This window comes from Lysobacter sp. Root76 (assembly GCF_001428685.1).
Classification (GTDB): domain Bacteria; phylum Pseudomonadota; class Gammaproteobacteria; order Xanthomonadales; family Xanthomonadaceae; genus Lysobacter.
This window is the reverse complement of the sequence record NZ_LMIK01000005.1, coordinates 418,512-437,318: the sequence shown is the minus strand read 5'-3', so window position 1 is coordinate 437,318 and position 18,807 is coordinate 418,512. Positions and strand designations below refer to the sequence as shown.

The following is an 18,807-nucleotide window of genomic DNA, read 5'->3' as shown; positions in this document are numbered from 1 at the left end:
CGGAATGGCAGCGCTGTCAATTGGCAAATGACAGCGCTGCCAATTTGCTCGTACGGCGTCACATCGGCGTCCTGGGAGGATGCGCGGATGCCGCACCGCAGCAAGAAATCTGCGCGACGGTTCCGGCAGGCCGGAGCCGACGCAACCGCACTCCCAGCTCGATCTCGCAGCGGCCCCCGCGGTGTGCGATAACATGATTCGCCCCACCTGCCCTTCGGAAACGCATTGATGCGCGCCAGAATCGAAGACGTCGCCCAGGCCGCCGGCGTCTCCATGAAAACCGTCTCGCGCGTCTTCAATCACGAACCGAACGTGCGCGAGAAAACCCGGTTGAAGGTCGAGGCGGCGGCCCAGGCGCTGAACTACCGGCCGAATCCGTCGGCGCGCAGCCTGGCGGGAAACCGCTCCTACCTGATCTCGCTGGTGTACGACGATCCCGCCGCGGCGTCGAGCTACATCATGGAGATCATCGTCGGCATGCTCGTCGCCTGTGAGCGCCAGCGTTACAGCGCGATGCTGCGGCCGCTGGAATATTCCAACGCCGACCACGTCCGCGCGGTGGAGGAATCGATCGCGCAGTATCGTCCGGACGGCCTGATCCTGGTGCCGCCGTTCGCCGACGACGTCAAGCTGCTGCATCGTCTCGACAGCCTCGGCGTGCGTTATGCGACGATCTCGGCGAAGGCCAAGCTCGGCCATGAGCGCATCGGCACCATCCTCGACGAGCGCAAGGCGGCGGCGGACATGATCGCGCACGCGGTCGAACTCGGGCATCGCCGCATCGCCCATATCGCCGGACCTCCGCCGCATGGCGGGCGCGCCTGGCGCCTGGCCGGTTATCGCGACGGCCTGCGCCGCGCGGGCATCCCTTACGATCCCAAACTCGTCGTCGATGGCGGTTTCACCTTCGACGACGGCGTCGCCGGCACCAGGCAGCTGCTCGATCTGAAGCAGCCGCCCACGGCGATCTTCGCCGCCAACGACGACAGCGCCTGCGGCGTCATGCACGAAGCGTTCGAACGCGGCATGCGCATCCCGCAGGACTTGTCGGTGTTCGGCTTCGACGACACGCCGGCCTCGCGCCAGATCTGGCCCAGCCTGACCACGGTGCGGCAGCCCTGCCGCGAGATGGGCCGGATCGCCGCCGAGCAGCTGCTCGCCGCGATCCGCGATCCGCAGGCCGGTGCGCTGGTGCGCGTGCCCTACGAACTGATGATCCGCCAGTCCGGCGGGCCCGCGCCCGCCGCGGCGAAGCGGCGCTGAGCGACGCCGCCGCGAACGCCGCACGGCCCGGCCAGATGTCCACACCCGCCACGACTAGCAGGCCCCCGGTCGGCTTCTGGCAGATCTGGAACATGTGCTTCGGCTTCATGGGGCTGCAGTTCGGCCTCGCGCTGCAGAACGCGAACGTCAGCCGCATCTTCCAGACCCTCGGCGCCAGCATCGACGACATTCCCGCGCTGTGGATCGCCGCGCCGCTGACCGGACTGCTGGTGCAGCCGATCATCGGCTACTGCTCCGACCGCACCTGGGGCCGGCTCGGCCGGCGCCGGCCGTATTTCCTCGCCGGCGCCATCATCGCCGCATTGGCGTTGATCGCGATGCCGAATTCGCCGACGCTGTGGAGCGCGGCGGCGCTGCTGTGGCTCCTCGATGCCGCGATCAACGTCTCGATGGGGCCCTTGCGTTCGTTCGTCGGCGATCAGCTGCCGTCGTCGCAGCGGCCGGCCGGCTACGCGATGCAGACCATGTTCATCGCGGCCGGCGCCGTCATCGCCAGCCTGCTGCCCTGGCTGCTCGCACAATGCGGGGTCAGCAACCTCGCCGCCGCCGGCGGGATACCGGACACGGTGAAGCTGGCGTTCTATCTCGGCGCCGCCGTCTTGTTCGGCACGCTCGCATGGACCGTGCTGTCCACGCGCGAGTATCCGCCCGATGCGCTCGCCGCTTTCGAGGACGAGGCGCCGGCAACGCCTCCATCGCCGGTGCCGGCGCACGTGCGATACACCGGCATGCTCTGGTGCGCGGCAGGATTGGCCGCGTTTCTGGCGATCCGCCTGAGCCAGGCCGATGCGCGCCTGCACCTGCTCGCCGCCGGCCTGTTCGCCTATGGCGCGATCCAGCTGATCGCCGGCTACAGCCGCGCACGCAACCCGATCACCGCGATCATCGCCGATCTGCTGACGATGCCCACGATCATGCGCCAGCTCGTGCCGGTGCAGTGTTTTTCCTGGTTCGCGCTGTTCGCGATGTGGATCTACACGACGGCGGCGGTGACCGGCGTGCATTTCGCCACGGAGGACACGCGCTCGGCGGCCTACAACGACGGCGCGAACTGGGCGGGCGTGCTGTTCGCCGCCTACAACGGTTTCGCCGTGCTCGCCGCGATGCTGATCCCATGGATGACGCGCCGGCTCGGCCTACGCCTGAGCCACATGCTCAATCTCGTCCTGGGCGGCTGCGGCCTGCTGTCGTTCCTGCTGATCCGCGATCCGCATTGGCTGCTGCTGTCGATGGTCGGCGTCGGCTTCGCCTGGGCGTCGATCCTGTCGCTGCCCTATGCGCTGCTGTCCGACAGCGTGCCGGCGGGGAAGATGGGCGTGTACATGGGCATCTTCAATTTGTTCATCGTCATCCCGCAGTTGCTCGCGGCCAGCATCCTCGGCTTCCTGTTGAAGACCTTCTTCGGCAACGCGCCGATCTGCGCGATGTTGATCGGCGGCGTCAGTCTGCTGCTGGCGGCGCTGTGCGTCGTGCGCGTCGGCAAGGTAGCGGAAGGCGATCGCATGCCGGTGGTCTAGCAAACCGACGCGGAGCGGCCGGCGCATCTCCGGGAAACGAAATCGCCTCAGGTTCGGGCTAGAAAATCCGAGCTCCGCGGCCGATGCGCAACAGCGCGTTGCGCAACCGGCGCCAACCGCGCTCCAGCATTCCGCCCAGCGAACGCATCGTCCGCGGCCGTGAATTCGCTGCCACCTGCTTGGCCAGGACATGCAGGCTGCCGGTGGCGAGCTGCAGCATGGTGATCCTGCAGCCGGTCGATGCTTCGATCCGGGCAACGGCGCGCATCGCCAGCAAGGAATGGCCGCCCAGCTCGAAGAAGTTGTCGTGGCGTCCGACCTGCGCCACGCCTATCAGTTCCTGCCAGATGTCGGCGATCGCCTGTTCGATGTCGCCGGATGGCGGCTCGAAGCTCGCAGCGGTCTGCGCGGCATCGGGCGCCGGCAGGGCGGCGCGGTCCAGCTTGCCGTTGGGGGCCAGCGGCAAGCTCGGCAGGAACTGGATATGGCTAGGCACCATGTACTCGGGGAGCGCCGCGCGCAGGTGCGTGCGCAAGGCATTCGCGTCCGGCTCGTCCGCCACCGGAACCACATAGGCCACCAGGCGCGGATCCCCCGAGGCTTCCTTCCGCACCACCACGACCGAATTCGCCACCTGCGAATGGGTGAGCAGCCGAGCTTCGATCTCTCCGGGCTCGATGCGGTGTCCCCGCAGCTTCACCTGGAAGTCCAGCCGTCCCAGATGCTCGAGCAAGCCGTCGGCGCACCAGCGTCCGCGATCTCCCGTCCGATACAGGCGCGCACCGGGCCGGCTATCGAACGGATCGTCGACGAAACGCTGTGCGGTCAGCTCGGGCCGGTCGTGATAGCCCAGGCTGAGCCCGGCGCCACCGATATGGATCTCGCCCGCCACGTCGAGCGGACATGGGCGCATGTGCGCATCGAGCACGTGGATACTGGTATTGGCGATGGGGCTACCGATCGACATGGCGCGGTGGGGACTGACCTGCCAGCACGTCGACCAGACCGTGGTCTCGGTCGGGCCGTAGAGGTTCCAGGTTGCTCCGCTGCGCGCGAGCAGCTGTTTGGACAGGTCGTCGGCCAAGGCCTCGCCGCCGACCAGAGCCTTGAAGTGACTGCCGCCCTGCCAGCCGGCCTCGACCAGCATTCGCCACGTCGCCGGAGTGGCCTGCATGACCGTCGCCTCGGTGGATTCCAGCAAGCCGCGCAGCGCGACGCCATCCATGGCCACTTCACGGCTGGCGATGATCACCTCCGCGCCGACGCACAAGGGCAGCAGCAACTCCAATGCGGCGATGTCGAAACTGAGCGTCGTTACCGCCAGCAGCCGGTCGGACGCGGTGAGTCCCGGCGCGGACGCCATGCTGGCGAGGAAGTTCTCCAATGCCCGATGCGGCACGACGACGCCCTTGGGCGTCCCGGTCGAACCGGAGGTGTAGATCACATAGGCCGGGTCTTCTGCGCGTGCATCGCGTTCCGGATCCGCAGTCCATTCGATGTCGGTCGCCTGGTCCGCATCTGCGATCAAGTCGGCCAGATGCAATGTGCGCTCCGGCGGCACGATCGACCCCCAGCGCCCCGAGACGTCCACGATCAGATCCAATGCCGCATCGCCGGCCATATAGGCCAGACGGGAGCACGGATATTCGGGGTCGAGCGGCACGTAGGCTCCGCCCGCCCGCAGGATCGCGAGCAGCGTCACCACCATCCCCGTGCCGCGCGGCAGGCATACACCGACCCGGGAGCCACGCGCCACTCCGCGCGCGCGCAGCAAGCTCGCAGCCCGATCCACGCGCAGGCAGAGTTCTCGATAGCTCAGTCGCTCGTCGTTGAAGCGCAGGGCCGGTGCATCGGGATGCAGGGCCATCTGCGCGGCCAGCTGGTCCACGACCCGACCTGCTCCCAGCGGGCGATCGGTCGCATTGCAGTCGAGCACGAGCCGCCTGTATTCATCGCGCGGCAGCACGTCGAGTGTCGCGATGTCGTCGTCACCGCCGCCCTCCAACGCCGACACCAGCGCCTCGATCGCCGTGGACGCATACGCGGCGATACGCGCCGGATTTGCGCCGGTGGTGCACTGAGCGGCGATGGCGAAGCCGTCGCTGGACTGGTCCACCGTCAGGGAGATCGGATAGTTGGTGCGTTCCTCGTCGGACAGCAAGGTAAGGCCGGACAGGCTCGGGTGGCGGGCGACGCCGCTGCCGGGGGCAAAGCGCCCGCCGTCGCTGTGGCGGTAATTGAGCAAGGAGTTGAACAGCGGCGAGGGCGACTGCACGGCGCTGCAGGATTGCGCCAGCACCAGCGACGCGTGCTCGTGTTCCACCAACTCCGCCAACTGCTCATGCACCGCCGTCACGGTTCGACGCACGCTGCGTTGCGCCAGCTTGATGCGCAGCGGCAGTGTGTTCATCAACAGGCCCACACATCCGCTGGCCTCGTCCGCGGTGGTGAGGCGGCCGGAGAGCACGGTGCCGAAAACGACGTCGTCGGCATTGCTGCAACGCGCGAGCACCATCGCCCAAGCCACGTGGAACAGCACCGCGATGCTGACGCCGGCCGCACGCGCCGCCGCGGACAGCCGCGCGCACATCGCCGGATCCAGCCGGATCCGGCTTTCCGAGGCGTGACTGCCATCGTCGCGGACATCGACCAGCCCGAACGGGGTCGTGGCTTCGGACAAATCGCCGAGCTCGCGCTCGAAATAGGCTTTCGCGGCGGCCTGGTCGCGGGACAAGGTCTGACCGACGAAGGTGCGGAAGGGCACGGGCTCGGGCAGGCTGTCCGCCGCGCCCGCCAGGATCGCCGCGACCTCATCCCAGAGCACATCTTCGGACACGCGGTCGTTGACGATGTGGTGCGACAGCAAGGCGATCGTGCAACCGTCGCCCTTTTCATCGGCCACCATGGCCGCGGCGAACAGCGGCGCTTCGTTGAGCGCCATGCGCCGGACTTTCGGATCGGTCCGCGCCAACAGGCGAGCGCGGCCATGGCGCCTGCCGCGCAGCCTGAGCACAGGCAGTTGCGCGTGGCGCAGCACCACTTGCACCGGCCGCGACAGGCCGCGCCAAAAGATCGCCGTGCGAAACGCGTCGTGGCGGTCGATGACTTGTTGAAGCGCAACCAGGAACCGCTCCGCGCGCTCGCTTGAATCGAAGGCGAGCAAGCATCGCGACAAATAGGCATCGCCCTGCTGCTGCAGGCGGTGATGAAACAGCATTCCCTCCTGCAGCGGCAGCAACGGATAGATGTACTGGACGTTGCCCGCCCCGCCCGGAACCTCGGCTGCGATCCGCGCCAGTTCCTGCGCATCGAGATCGAGCAAGGGAAACATCCCCGGGCTAAGGTCGATAGCGTCTTCGGGCACGCGCGACGCTGGCACCTCCTCTATGGCGGGCGGACGCGAAGCGGCCATCGCGGCGCATAGGGCCGCCAGGGTGGGATGGGCGAACACCATGCGCGCATCCACCGTCCACCCGTGTTGGCGCAGCCGGTGCAGCATGGCCACCAGCAGCAGCGAATCCCCGCCGAGTTCGAAGAAATGATCGTCGCGGCCGACCTGCCCCACACCCAGCAACGAATGCCAGATGCCGGCGACCTCCTGCTCGAGTTCGCCGCGCGGCGCGTCGAAGGCCTGCCTGGCGAGGGATTCGCGCGAGGGTGCCGGCAGTTGCGCTCGATCGATCTTGCCGCTGGCCAGCATCGGCAGCTGCTGAAGCAGCACGAAGGCAGAGGGCACCATGTGGCCGGGCAGTCGCTGCCGCAGCGCTTCGCGCAGCGTATCGGCTTTCATATCCGCGCCCGAGGCATAGGCCACAAGCCGCGGCTCGCCCGGCGCATCCTCGCGCAACGCCACCGCGCAGGCCTCGACCCCGTCGATCGCCGCCAGCGTCGATTCCACCTCGCTCAGCTCGACCCGGTAACCACGCACCTTCACCTGCGTATCGGTGCGCCCGATAAAGTCGAAGTTGCCGTCTTCGCGCTGGCGCACCCGGTCGCCGGTGCGGAACATGCGTGCGTCGGGACGCGAGGGATGATCGATGAAGCGTTCGGCCGTCAACCGTGGCTGGTTGCGGTAGCCGCGGGCCACGCCCGAGCCGCCCACGTGCAGCTCGCCGACGACGCCCGCCGGCACATGGCGACGTTCCGCATCGAGCACTTCGCACCAGACGTTACGGATCGGCCGACCGATCGGCACCACCGCATCGCACGCCAGATCGGCAGGGACCTCGAAGTGCGTCGCGTCGACGGTGGTTTCGGTCGGTCCGTAGAAGTTGCCCAGCCGCACGCCCGGCGCGACCTCAAATAGTCGGTGCGCCAGTTCCACCGTCAGCGCTTCGCCGCCGCAGGCCACGTAGCGCAAGCGGGCCGGGACCAGCGAGGGCTCGGACAGCAGGCCGCGCAGAAACGACGGCACGCAGTTCAGCAAGGTCACTTGCCGCCCCTCGATCAAGGCAGTCAGGTACGGCATGTCCAGTTGCCGCTCGGGATGGGCCAGCACCAGCGCGGCGCCGCTCTGCAACGGCGCGAAGAATTCCACCAGCGTGGCATCGAAACTGATCGAATTGCACTGCAGGATGCGGTCGTCGGGAACGATGGCGAGGGTGTCCCGCAACCATGCCGCATGGTTGGCCAGCCCCCGGTGCAGCAATTCCACGCCTTTGGGCCGACCGGTCGAACCGGAGGTATAGATGACGTACGCGAGTTGCTCCGCTGCGACCTCGGTGTCGAGATCGGTCGCCGCCAACTCCGCCAGCGCGCCCCATACCGTATCGACGCACACGCATTCGACGACGTGACCAAGAGGAGGCAACCGTTCCCGCAGCCACGACTGGGTCAGGACCACGGGCGCGCCGGTGTCGGCGAGCATGAACGCCAACCGTTCCTCCGGATAGGTGGGATCCAGCGGTACGAACGCGCCGCCCGCCTTCAATACCGCCAGCAATGCCACGGGCAGGTCCAGCGAGCGTTCCATCAGAACGCCGACACAGACCTCCTCCCCGACTCCCAACGCACGCAGGTGCCGCGCCAGGCGATTGGCCCGGCGGTTGAGTTCGGCGTAGTCCAGCGACTGTTCGCCGCAGAGCGCCGCGATGGAGTCGGGCGAGCACGCGGCCCAGCGCTCGATCGGTCCATGCACAGGATCGAAGCGCACCGTTTCACGCGCAAACGCAACCTGCACCGTCACCGACATGAGCCCCCCCTGAGCCTCTTCGCCCCATGCCGGAATAGTCAAGACACTAGTGATCCGCCTGCGGCCAGGCCTGCGAGATCGGTAACGCCCAACCGCCCGAGACGGCGACTCATACCCTCAAACGACGGGCCTCGGGGAATCCGGTCAGGCGGGAACCACGCCTCGGGAACTGCCAGCCAAGCAACGGACCCGGATGGTCCGGGTCGTCCGCCCCAGGCGGTCCGGGCCAAGCCGAACGCTGCCCTGGCGACCCCGTTCACACTGGCGCCCGGGTGCTCAAAGTTGCCGCGGCCATGCGCTCGGACGTCCCGGAGCGCTCTTTTCTTGTAACCGCGACAGGTGCGCTAGCGCCGGAGGCCCAGTATCAACACGCCGGCGCCGACCATCGCGATGCCCAGCCATTCCCGCGGGCTCGGCCGCTCGCCCAGGAACACGAAGGCGAACACCGCCACCAGCAGCAGGCTCAGCTTGTCGACCGGCGCGACCTGCGAGGCCTGACCGATCTGCAGGGCGCGGAAGTAGCACAGCCAGGAGGCGCCGGTCGCCAGGCCCGACAGAATCAGGAAGGTCCAGGTCTTGCCCGGCAGCTGCAGCGGATCGCTCCACTTGCCGGCATACGCCACGAACAGGCTCAGCGCGAGCGCGATCACGCCGGTGCGGATCAGGGTGGCGAAGTCGGAATCGACGCCGCGCAATCCGATCTTGGCGAAGATCGCGGTGAGCGCGGCGAACACCGCCGAGCCCAGTGCCCAGAACAACCAAGTCGGCGCGGTGTTCATACCCAGCCTCGCGATCTGCGGTCAGGCTCCGATTCTGCGCCCGCCGCGGCGGCGGCGCAGCGCCTCAGCCGGGCCGGACGCAACGCCCGAACAGGTCGCGCTTGGCGTCGTACACCGACGTGCGGACCTGCATCAGGCCCAGCACCGAGTGGAACAGGTTGTCGTGGCTGACCGGCTGCGCGGCCTCGTGCCGCAGGCAGGCGGTGTCGACGCCGCGGCTGGCGGCGAAGCCCGGCGACAGCCACATCACCATCGGCACGCGCAACTGGGTCTGCGGCGCGATCGCATACGGCACGCCGTGCAGGAACAGGCCGTTCTCGCCCAGCGATTCGCCGTGGTCGGACAGGTAGATCATCGCCGCGTCGCGTCCGTTCTGCTCGGCGAGGTAACGGATCGTGCGGGCCAGGAAGGCGTCGGTGTGCAGGATCGCGTTGTCGTAGGCGTTGACGATCTCGGCCAGGCTGCACTGGCCCAGCTCGGAGGTCTCGCAGGCAGGCGTGTAGCGTTTCAGATCGCTGGGGTAGCGCTTGTAGTAGGCCGGACCGTGGTTGCCGAGCTGATGCAGCACCAGCACCACGTCGCCGCGGCGCTTGCCCAGCTCGGCGTCCAGGCCCTGCAGCACCACTTCGTCCGAGCAGCCTTCGGCGGTGCAGAAGGGCGCCAGGTCGCCGTGTTCGAAGGATTCGAACGACAGGCCGTCGCACACGCCCTTGCAGCCGGTCTGATTGTCGCGCCACAGGGTCTGGATGCCGGCGTGTTCGAGCACGTGCATCAGCGATTCGGAACGTTTGATCCGGTCCTTGTCGTAGTCGGCGCGGCCCCAGGGCGAGAACATGCACGGCACCGAGACTTCGGTGCTGGAACCGCAGGCGCTGACGTTGGGGAAGTTGATCGGGCCGATCTTGGCCAGTTCCGGGGTGGTCTGGCGCGCGTAGCCGTTGAGGCCCCAGTTCTGCGCGCGCACGGTCTCGCCGACCACGATCACCAGCAGCCGCGGCTTGGCCAGCGTGGAGCGGCCGACGACTCTCGCGTCCTGCCCGATCGGCTCGCGTACGCGGTTCTTGCCGGCCTGGTCTTCGAACGCCACCCGCGCCAGCGACATCACGTAGTTGCCGGGCGTAATCAGATGACGCACCTCCCTGTGGTTGCGCATCAGCGCCGACAGGTTCTGGAACGACAGCAACGCGGCGGCGCAGGCGACCACCAGCGCGCCGACCAGGCAGGCGCTGCGGATCAGCACCGCACGCTTGAACGTGCGCGATTTCAGGCGCACGCGCCAGACCAGCAGCGACGGCAGCACGCCGTACAGGAGCAGCGACGGCAGCAGCCGCCACGAGATCAGCTCGCCCGACTCCTTGCCGTCGGTGTGCAGGATGTTGCGGATCATGTCGGTGTCCAGATACACCGTGTATTCGCTCATGAACCGCACCGCCATCGCGGTGGTCAACAGCAGCACGACCAGCAGCGGCTTGGCGACCGGCCGGTACAGGACCAGGCACAGCAGCAGCATGTTGAGCGCGGCGATCATCGCGAACAGGCTCAGCGCGGTCAGCCAGCCGCCCGGACCTTGCAGCGCGCCGGCCTTGGCCACCGCGGCGAAGAACGAGCCGTTGCAGAACACGGTGAAGAACAGGCTGACGATCAGCGCCAGCGTTTCCAGGCTCAATTCGGGACGGTAGGCCAACAGGGCGCTGAAGCGGCCCGGGCTGACGACGCGCGTCTGGGCGACCGCGCTCACTGGGCGCCCCGCCGGCGGACCGCAGCCGTGTCCGGGGCGAGCGCGGCCTCGTGCGGCGTGAATTCGTCATCGGCGGCACGCCGCGCGTCGCCGCGTCGCGCGAACAGCAAGTAGATGCCGAACACGCTCATCCAGCACAGGGTGGCGGTCCACAGGTCGTGCGACAGGAAATGCGCGCCGCGCAGTTGCTGCGAGATGCCGAACAACAACCCGGCCGCGACGCCCACCGACAGGCCGAGCCAGCGCAGACGCGGGCGCACCATCAGGAAGAAGAAGTACAGCGCCATCCAGGTGTAGCCGCCGCTGGAATGGCCGGCCGGGAAGCAGACCCCGCGCGACATGCCGACCGGACGCAGCCCCAGCAGGCCGATGTAGGGCCGATCGCCTCCATAGCGCAGCAAGTCCCAGGGACAGTCCATGTTCGACCACGACTTGATCCAGGCCACCAACGCGGTGGCCAACAGCGTCGACAGCACCAAGTAGGCCAGCGGCGCCCGCAGCGCGGCCATACCGGGACGCAGGCAGGCGACGACCCAGGTCGCCGCCACCGCCAGCCAAGCCGCGGTGCTGAGGTCGCGACCGGCGATGTGTATCAGGGTCTGGGTGACGAAGGCGTTCTTTAGCGCCCAGCGGTGGCCCTGCCAGGCGTACATACGGTCGGCGACCCAGGTGTCGCCGTGCAGCAGCATCAGACCGACCGCCAGGATCGCGAAGGCAAGCAGCGGCAGCCAGAAATGGGCGAAGTAGAAGCCCTCGTCGCGCAGCCGCGACGGCATCGCAGCGATGCGATCCAGGCCGGGATGGTGCGGCGGCCAGGACTCGCCGCTCATGCTGTATTTGGTCGCCGCGGGAGATTTCATCGAAGGTGGCCGGTACGCACCGGCGCGGATTGGAAGCCGCAGCAATGATCGAAACGCGGGTGTCGGAGAGCGGTAGGAGCCGGATTCGGGCTTCGTTAAATGCGCGGCTCCAGGCCGCCGTAGCTAAATGCAGGCTGACCGCGACCGGGGCGGCGCCGGGTTTCCTGGCGGGGAACCGCCAGCGTCGGCGTCGCGCGCCTGCGGTATCGTTCCTGTCCGTTCCGACATCGCTCCGACGCGGTTTTGCCAAAACTGACCAGTCGGGCGCGCCGCGTCGTCGCGGCAAGGGAGAATCCGCAGGTATGCGTGTACTGGTGGTGGAAGACAACCGGAACCTGGTCGCGAACCTGTTCGAGTACTTCGAGGCGCGCGGCTACACCCTGGACGCCGCTCCCGACGGCGCCACCGGGCTGCACCTGGCCGTGACCCAGCACTACGACGCGATCGTGCTGGATTGGATGCTGCCGCGCCTGGACGGCCACGGTGTGCTGCGCGGCCTGCGCGACGCCGGCAACGAGGTCCCGGTGCTGATGCTGACCGCCCGCGACGAACTGCCCGACAAGATCGCCGGCTTCCGTGCCGGCGCCGACGACTACCTGACCAAACCCTTCGCCTTGCCGGAACTGGAAGTCCGCCTGGAAGCGCTGATCGCTCGCGCGAGCGGACGCGGGCGCAGCCGCGTGCTGCAGGTCGCCGACCTGCGTTACGACCTGACCACCCTGGAAGTCAGCCGCGCTGGCCGCGCCCTGCACCTGTATCCGGCCTGCCGCAAGCTGCTGGAAGTGCTGATGCAGTCCAGCCCCGCCGCCGTCACCCGCGAACGCCTGGAACACGCGCTGTGGGGCGACAGCCCGCCCGACGGCGACATGCTGCGCTCCCACATCTACGAACTGCGCCGCAGCGTCGACGGCCCGTATCCGAACAAACTGATCCAGACCCTGCCGCGGGTCGGCTACCGCCTGGCCGACCTCGCCGCACCGGGCGCCGTGGAGGCCGCGCATGGCGGCTAAGAGCAGCCTGCGCCGGCGCATCCTGCTGGGTTTGCTCGGCTACACCGCCTTGCTGTCGGTCGCGGTGATCGCGCAGGGCTTCATCGTCAACGAACATGTCGAACACCTGGTCTGGCAGACCCTGCTGGAAACCGAGCTCGACCACTTCATCGAGCGCAGCCACAACGATCCCGGCTACCGCTGGACCGATACCGCCGGGGTCAAGCTCTACGACGACCGCTCCCCGTCGCCGAGTTCGTTGCCGCCGCAACTGCGCACGATGTCGCCGGGCGTGCACGACGACATCGAAGTCGGCGAGGCCGAATGGGTCGTGCTGGTGCGCGACCTCGAAGGCCGCCGCGTCACCCTGGCGCTGGACATCTCCGAGCTGGAAACGCGCGAGTTCGACATGGGCCTGACCATCGCCGGCTCGGCGATCACGACCCTGCTGGTGCTCGCGCTGCTGATCGCGCTGGGCGTGAATCGATTGATGCAGCCCTTGAGCACCCTGGCCGAGCGCATCGCGCGGCTGCGCCCCGACCTGCCCGGCCAACGCGTCGACGTGCCGCACGCGGCCAGCGGCGAGCTGGTGGTGATCGCCGACGCGCTCAACGAGTACCTGCAGCGCAACGAACGCTTCGTCGAACGCGAGCGCGTGTTCATCGACAGCGCCAGCCACGAACTGCGCACGCCGATCGCGGTGATCGCCGGCGCCACCGAACTCGCCCTGGACCAGCCCGATGTGCCGGCATCGGTGCGCCACCAGCTCGGCCGGGTCCGTCGCACCGCGCAAGACGTAGAACGGCTGATCTCGCTGTTGCTGGCCCTGGCCAAGGATCCGGCGCGCCTGGCCAGCGTCAGCGACCATGTCGCGCTCGACCAGTTGCTGCCGGAAATCGTCGAGGACCACCGCCAGCTCACCCTGGACAAGGACCTGCGCCTGAGCCTGGCGCCGTTGCCGCCGTGCGACATCGTCGCGCCGCTGCCGATCGTGCAGGCCGCGATCGGCAACCTGCTGCGCAACGCGATCGAGAACAGCGACCGCGGCGAGATCCGGGTGCGCCTGCAGGCGCCGGCGACCATCGTCATCGAAGATCCCGGCCACGGCATGACGCCGGAGGAGATCAGCGCGATCTACGCGCGCCTCGCCCGCGGCGGCGGCGACCGCGCCGGCGGCGGCATCGGCCTGGACCTGATCTCGCGCCTGTGCGAACACCTGGGCTGGACCCTGAGCTTCGAGTCCGCGGTCGGCCGCGGCACCCGCACCACCCTGGTGCTCAGCGCCGACGACGCGACGCCGCCGGCCTGAGCGCGTCGCGCCTCAGCGCGCCTGCGGCGCGATCGGGCGGACCATGCGCTCCAGCAGGTGATCGAGGATGGCTTCGGGCCGCAGGCAGCGCCCGGTATGCACCGGCGACATCTGGATGATCGAACTGCGCCGCGCGGTCAGCCAATGGAAGCGCGCGCGCGCCGGCAGTTCGCCGATCGGACCCGAGCCGGGACCGCCGCGGCAGATGCGCTCGATCGCGGCCAGGTGCGCGCGCAGCGACTCCAGGTCCAGGTTCGGATCCAGCGCCAGCACGCGCGCCTCGTCCAGTTCGATCGCCGCTTCCAGCAAGCCGGCGCCCGGGCACGAGACCAGCACGCCGACATTGACGAATTCGCCGCGCTCGACCCGCGGCACGACCCGCACCACGGCGTAGTCATACGTAGCGGGATTGGGCACGGACGGCCTCCTCGACGAAACCGGCGCGCTGCGCGATCCGGCGCTTGAGATAGTCGGCGTAGCCGCGACGCAGCGCATCGGCGTCGGCGAACTCCGGCTCGTCCTGCAACCAGGCGTCGGGCAGCAGGCCGACGATACGCTCGATCAGCGCCGGAGTGATCTGCGGCGCGAGTTCGGCGTCGGCCTCGCGCAGGCGCCGCGCCAGCGGCAGCAGCACGTGGTCCTGGACCTGGGCGAACACGCCGGCGCTGGCGCGCTCCGCGCTCGGCCAATCGTGGTGGAAATACAGCGCGGCGCCATGGTCGATCAGGTGCAGGCGCCGATGCCAGAGCAACAGGTTGGTGTTGCGCGCGGTGCGGTCGACATTGCTCACGTAGGCGTCGAACCAGACCAGGCGCGAGGCCAGCGCCTCGTCTGGCTGATCGACCAGCGGGTCGTAATTGACCGCGCCCGGCAAGTAGTCGAGCGCCAGGTTGAGGCCGGCGCTGGCGCGGATCAGGTGCTGGATCTCGGGGTCGGGCTCGGTGCGGGCCAGCTCCGGATCGAGTTCGGCCAGCACGATTTCCGGTATCGGCAGGCCCAGGGCGCGCGCGAGCTCGCCGCCGATCAGCTCGGCGATCAGCGCCTTGCGGCCCTGGCCGGCGCCGCGGAACTTCAGCACGTACAAGCCGTCGTCGTCGGCCTCGACCACGGCCGGCAGCGAGCCGCCTTCGCGCAGCGGCGTGACATAGCGGGTGGCGGAAACGGTTCTCACGTCGCATTCGCAAGCGGCCGCGGGGTGCGGCATCGGCCGCCCACCTTAGGTCGGGTGCCGCGAAATGCAAAGCTCGGCGTGCGCGATCAGGCCGCGGCGCGCTGTCCGCGCTGCGCGGCCAGGCGCTCGGCCAGGGCATCGACGCCGGCCTCGGCCTCGGCGATCGACGCGCGCAGCCTCGCGTCGGCGAATTCGTCGTACTCGATCGCCACCCCATGGACATCAACGATGCCCAGGTAACCGAACGCGGTGCGCACGCTGGCCTCGCCGTGGTTGAGCCGGCCCAGCCGCCCGCCTTCCGCATAGCCGTAGTCGCCGCGCGAGCCCAGCAGGACCAGGGTCTTGCCGGCTTCGGCCAGCAAGGGCCAGTACGGCTCGGCGCCGCGGCTGCGGTCGAAACCGAAGGTGCGGCCGACCCGCACCACGTTGTCGACATAGGCCTTGAACTGGGCCGGGACATTGAAGTTGTACATCGGCAGGCCGACCACGATCACGTCGGCCGCCAGCAGTTCGTCGACCAGGGCGTCGCTTTCGGCCAGGGCCTCGCGCATCCACGGCTCGCGCGCGTCGGCGGGCGTGAACGCGGCATGGATCCAGGCCCCGGTCACCGGCGCCGGCGGCGATTGGCCGACATCGCGGTAGACCACCGGGTCCTGCGGCCGCAGCGCCTGCCAGCATTGGATGAAGCGCGCGCTGAGGCGGCGGGTGTGGGAACCGTGGGCGTGGCGGTCGGAGCCGTGGGGGCGGGCGCTGGAGTCGATATGGAGCAGGCGGGTCATGGGGAGTTCTCGTAGAGGACGGATTTGCATGAGCCCTACTCATCATGATTCCTGGCCCGGAATCACCGTGCTCGGCTCATATAACCATTTGACGCGCCATACGGCTGGCCGACAAACTCCGATTCCTCAGGCATCAGATGAATTTCCTGCATCCATGAACCCTCGCCGCCTGCCCCCACTCGGCGCCCTGCGCGCCTTCGAAGCCGCCGCCCGCCTGGCCAGCTTCAAGCGCGCCGCCGACGAACTGGCGGTGACCCCGACCGCGATCAGCCACCAGATCCGCCTGCTCGAGGACCAGCTCGGCGTGCGCCTGTTCGAGCGCCGTACCCGCCAGGTCGCCCTGACCGCCGACGCAGCCCAGCTCTACCCGGTGCTGCGCGAAGGCTTCGACGCCTTCGCCGCCGCGGTCGCGGCGATCGCCGCACGCCGCGCACGCCGCGCGATCACCCTGTCGGCGACGGTGTCGTTCACCGCGAAATGGCTGGTGCCGCGGGTGGCCGCATTCCGCGCCGCCTACCCGGACTTCGACCTGCGCCTGCATGCCTCCGACGACCCGGTCGACCTGCACGCCGGCGTCGCCGACGCGGCGATCCGCTACGGCCACGGCCCCTACCCCGGCCTGGTCTGCCTGCCGCTGATCGACGACGTGTTCGCCCCGGTGTGCAGCCCGCGCCTGGGCGTGCGCGTGCCGGCAGACCTGCGCTCGCAACCGCTGCTGCACGTGGAATGGCGCCACCCCGCCGCGCGCACGCCGAGCTGGCGCGGCTGGTGCGAACGTGCCGGCCTGCACGATGTCGAGGTCGACGCCGGCCTGCGCTACACCGACGACAGCCATGCGATCCAGGCCGCGATCGCCGGTCAGGGCGTGGCCCTGCTGAGTCTGGCGCTGGTCGCCGACGACCTCGCGTCGGGCCTGCTGGTGCAGCCGTTCGGGCCGAGCCTGGAGGGCTACCGCCACAACCTGGTCTACCCCGACGGCGGCCCGCCGGGCGCGGAAGTCGCGGCGCTGCGCGACTGGCTGCTGGCCCAGGTCGCCGGCGACGGCCCCGGCGCCTAACGCAAGGCTTGCTGGTAGCGCCGCTCCTGGGTCAGGCCGCCGTAGCCGTAGGCCGCGGCACGCGCGTCGATCACGTGGATGTACGAGGTCGGATGCACATTGCCGATCAACTCCGACAGCCGCGCGAACACCTGCTCCAGATAGCGCGCCTTCTCGGCCTTGGTGTTGGTCTCGTCGGTGATGCTGATGTCGAGCTGAAAAGCGTTGCGGCCGTGTTCGGTCAGCGGGCGGCCGTCGATGATCCACTGCGCCGGGTCGAGGTACTGGATCGTCACCGCGATCAACTCGCGCGGCTTGCCCAGGACCTCGACGGTGAGGTCGGCGACGGCGGCGGCGACCGCCTTGGTCAGGGCGGTATCCGGGGCTCCTGAAATCTGCAGGGCGATGTGCGGCATGGACTTGTTCCGGTGATGGGGTAGGACCACACTAGCCCCGCCCCGACCACCGGAATAGCTGGATTATCAGGTGGCACCCATCGGGATTTCCGATGGATAACCCATGGAGCCTCGCATGCGCAGCCTGGACCTGGAACAGCTCCGCTCCTTCGTCGCCGTGATCGATGCGCGCAGCATCTCCGCCGGCGCGGCGATGGTGTTCCGCTCGCAGTCGGCGATCAGCGAACAATTGCAGAAGCTCGAAGCCGTCGCGGGCGTGCCGCTGCTGCTGCGTTCGCGCAACGGCGTAACGACCACGCCGGCCGGCGAGCGCCTGCTGGCGCATGCGCGCCAGCTGCTGGAAATCGGCGAACTCGCGCTGCGCGACGTGCAGCAAGCCGCGCCCACCACCGACGTGCGCCTGGCGATCAGCGACTACTTCCGCCCGGCCGACGTCGCCGCACTGCTGCGCCACGTCGCACGCGCCTGCCCGCAACTGCGCCTGCAGGTGACCGTCGCGCAGAGCGCGGCCATCGTCGAAGGCCATGCGCGCCGCGACTACGACCTGGCCTTAGTGATGGAGGTGAAGCCGGCCCGCGCCGGTGGCCGCCCACTGCGCCGCGAAGCGCTGTCATGGCTGGCGGCGCCGCAGTTCCGCCACCTCGAAGGCGAGCCCCTGCCCTTGGTGCTGCTGCCCGACAGTTGCGCGGTACATCGCACAGCGGTGCGCACGTTGGTCCAGCGCGGCATCGCGCACACGGTGGCGCACACCTGCAGCGGCGTCGCCGGCCTGCAGTCGGCCATCGCGGCCGGCTTGGGGGTGGGTTGCCTCAACGCATCGGCGGTCGTCGAAGGCCTGGTGCCGGCGCCGCGCGCCCTGCGCCTGCCGGCGCTGCCATCGGTCGCGTTCCGGCTGCTGGCGCCTCCGCGCGGTTCGCCGGCGGCGCTGCTCGAAGCCGGCGCGGTGTTGAGCGCGCATTTTCGCTGAAGGGCGCGGCCGAACGGGACTTCGTTGCATCGGCCGCGGCGGATGCGCGGATCCAACGCCCCATCGAGGCCACCGGAGCAAGCTGCACTCGCTGCCGTCGATCCGCTCAGCAATCGCGCCCATGCCCAGAAACCTTGAACGGCGAGCGACGGAGGAGAGAGTCCGTCGCGCGCCTCGTCGGGTACCGCCATCCGACTAGAGCAACATCAGCTCGGATCGCTCCTCTACTCGGTCGAGTTGCTTGAAGCGAGACGAACGCCGATGGACATCGCGTCGCCACGCTTAACAAGATGTGTGACATCGCGCGGCCGACGCTCAATCGATGCATGCCAGGCCTCGGTCGGCGAGACGGGCGTGCGGCGAGTGCGTCCATCATCGCGATCGCATAAGCGGAGCGTTTCGTTGCTGCCGGATCGATGAAGCGGAGCCGCTCGTCTGCCAGCGGCTACTACGCCCACACCTGCGGCTTCCGTGAGCACCCCACTAGCGCTTCGGCATCCACACCCCCAGGACTTAGGAGCAGTCGCAATCGCAATCGCGACTTGCGGAAACAACGGCCGGCCGCGGTGCCCAACGGATATCCGCAGGCACATTGCGCTCGTCCAGAGCTCTTACCGGTCCCACCTCACCCCTCCGCATCCTTGGGGAGTCATCCATGTCGCCCATCACAAACTTTTGCCAGCTGAGCCAATGTAACTCAGTTTGGACAATGCGAGCAATATTGTCTTAATCAGCAAATATCATGGCCTAATGCCCAATATTTATCCCGTG

14 protein-coding genes are annotated in these 18,807 nt (G+C 68.6%); 6 read left to right on the top strand and 8 right to left on the bottom strand.

The annotated features are described in order from the left end of the window. Positions 1-228: 228 nt before the first annotated feature. Entirely contained in the window at positions 229-1,263 is a 1,035-nt protein-coding gene (locus tag ASE10_RS09305; protein ID WP_055907803.1) for a LacI family DNA-binding transcriptional regulator, read from the top strand. Positions 1,264-1,298: 35 nt separating this feature from the next. Continuing rightward, positions 1,299-2,801: an MFS transporter gene (locus ASE10_RS09300; RefSeq protein WP_055907799.1), complete on the top strand. Its 1,503-nt coding sequence runs from the start codon at positions 1,299-1,301 to the stop codon at positions 2,799-2,801. Between the two features lie 58 nt (positions 2,802-2,859). Here ASE10_RS09300 and ASE10_RS09295 read toward each other — a convergent pair whose 3' ends face one another. The 4 genes from ASE10_RS09295 to ASE10_RS09280 form a co-directional block, all read right to left on the bottom strand. After that, entirely contained in the window at positions 2,860-7,992 is a 5,133-nt protein-coding gene (locus ASE10_RS09295; RefSeq protein WP_055907796.1) for a non-ribosomal peptide synthetase, read from the bottom strand. Positions 7,993-8,336: 344 nt separating this feature from the next. Beyond that, entirely contained in the window at positions 8,337-8,771 is a 435-nt protein-coding gene (locus ASE10_RS09290) for an EamA family transporter (protein WP_055907793.1), read from the bottom strand. A 64-nt stretch (positions 8,772-8,835) separates the two neighbouring features. Beyond that, positions 8,836-10,509: a phosphoethanolamine--lipid A transferase gene (locus ASE10_RS09285; protein WP_055907790.1), complete on the bottom strand. Its 1,674-nt coding sequence runs from the start codon at positions 10,507-10,509 to the stop codon at positions 8,836-8,838. Beyond that, on the bottom strand, positions 10,506-11,369 hold the full coding sequence (locus tag ASE10_RS09280; protein WP_157480823.1) for a phosphatase PAP2 family protein: 864 nt from the start codon (positions 11,367-11,369) through the stop codon (positions 10,506-10,508). Before ASE10_RS09280 ends, ASE10_RS09285 begins: the two co-directional genes overlap by 4 nt. Positions 11,370-11,671: 302 nt before the next feature. Between ASE10_RS09280 and ASE10_RS09275 the strand changes: the two genes are divergently transcribed. Beyond that, on the top strand, positions 11,672-12,379 hold the full coding sequence (locus ASE10_RS09275; protein WP_055907788.1) for a response regulator transcription factor: 708 nt from the start codon (positions 11,672-11,674) through the stop codon (positions 12,377-12,379). Further along, on the top strand, positions 12,369-13,667 hold the full coding sequence (locus ASE10_RS09270) for a HAMP domain-containing sensor histidine kinase (protein WP_055907785.1): 1,299 nt from the start codon (positions 12,369-12,371) through the stop codon (positions 13,665-13,667). The genes ASE10_RS09275 and ASE10_RS09270 overlap by 11 nt, the downstream gene beginning before the upstream one ends. A gap of 12 nt (positions 13,668-13,679) precedes the next feature. On the opposite strand, the gene ASE10_RS09265 is transcribed toward ASE10_RS09270, so the two are convergent. The 3 genes from ASE10_RS09265 to ASE10_RS09255 form a co-directional block, all read right to left on the bottom strand. Then, on the bottom strand, positions 13,680-14,084 hold the full coding sequence (locus ASE10_RS09265) for a DUF3037 domain-containing protein (RefSeq protein ID WP_055907782.1): 405 nt from the start codon (positions 14,082-14,084) through the stop codon (positions 13,680-13,682). After that, positions 14,062-14,838, bottom strand: a complete 777-nt coding sequence (locus ASE10_RS09260) for a HipA family kinase (RefSeq protein WP_055908498.1) — start codon at positions 14,836-14,838, stop codon at positions 14,062-14,064. The genes ASE10_RS09265 and ASE10_RS09260 overlap by 23 nt, the downstream gene beginning before the upstream one ends. Before the next feature lie 86 nt (positions 14,839-14,924). Continuing rightward, a complete protein-coding gene (locus ASE10_RS09255) occupies positions 14,925-15,617 on the bottom strand; it encodes an NAD(P)H-dependent oxidoreductase (protein WP_055907779.1) in 693 nt (230 codons plus the stop codon). Positions 15,618-15,771: 154 nt separating this feature from the next. On the opposite strand from ASE10_RS09255, the gene gcvA reads away from it, so the two are divergent. After that, positions 15,772-16,674: a transcriptional regulator GcvA gene (gene gcvA, locus ASE10_RS09250; RefSeq protein ID WP_055907776.1), complete on the top strand. Its 903-nt coding sequence runs from the start codon at positions 15,772-15,774 to the stop codon at positions 16,672-16,674. Here gcvA and ASE10_RS09245 read toward each other — a convergent pair. After that, positions 16,671-17,069: a 4-oxalocrotonate tautomerase family protein gene (locus tag ASE10_RS09245; RefSeq protein ID WP_055907774.1), complete on the bottom strand. Its 399-nt coding sequence runs from the start codon at positions 17,067-17,069 to the stop codon at positions 16,671-16,673. The genes gcvA and ASE10_RS09245 overlap by 4 nt on opposite strands. A 103-nt stretch (positions 17,070-17,172) precedes the next feature. On the opposite strand from ASE10_RS09245, the gene ASE10_RS09240 reads away from it, so the two are divergent. After that, positions 17,173-18,036 (top strand): LysR substrate-binding domain-containing protein, encoded by an 864-nt coding sequence (locus ASE10_RS09240; protein ID WP_200949782.1) that lies wholly within the window; start codon positions 17,173-17,175, stop codon positions 18,034-18,036. Positions 18,037-18,807 lie beyond the last annotated feature (771 nt).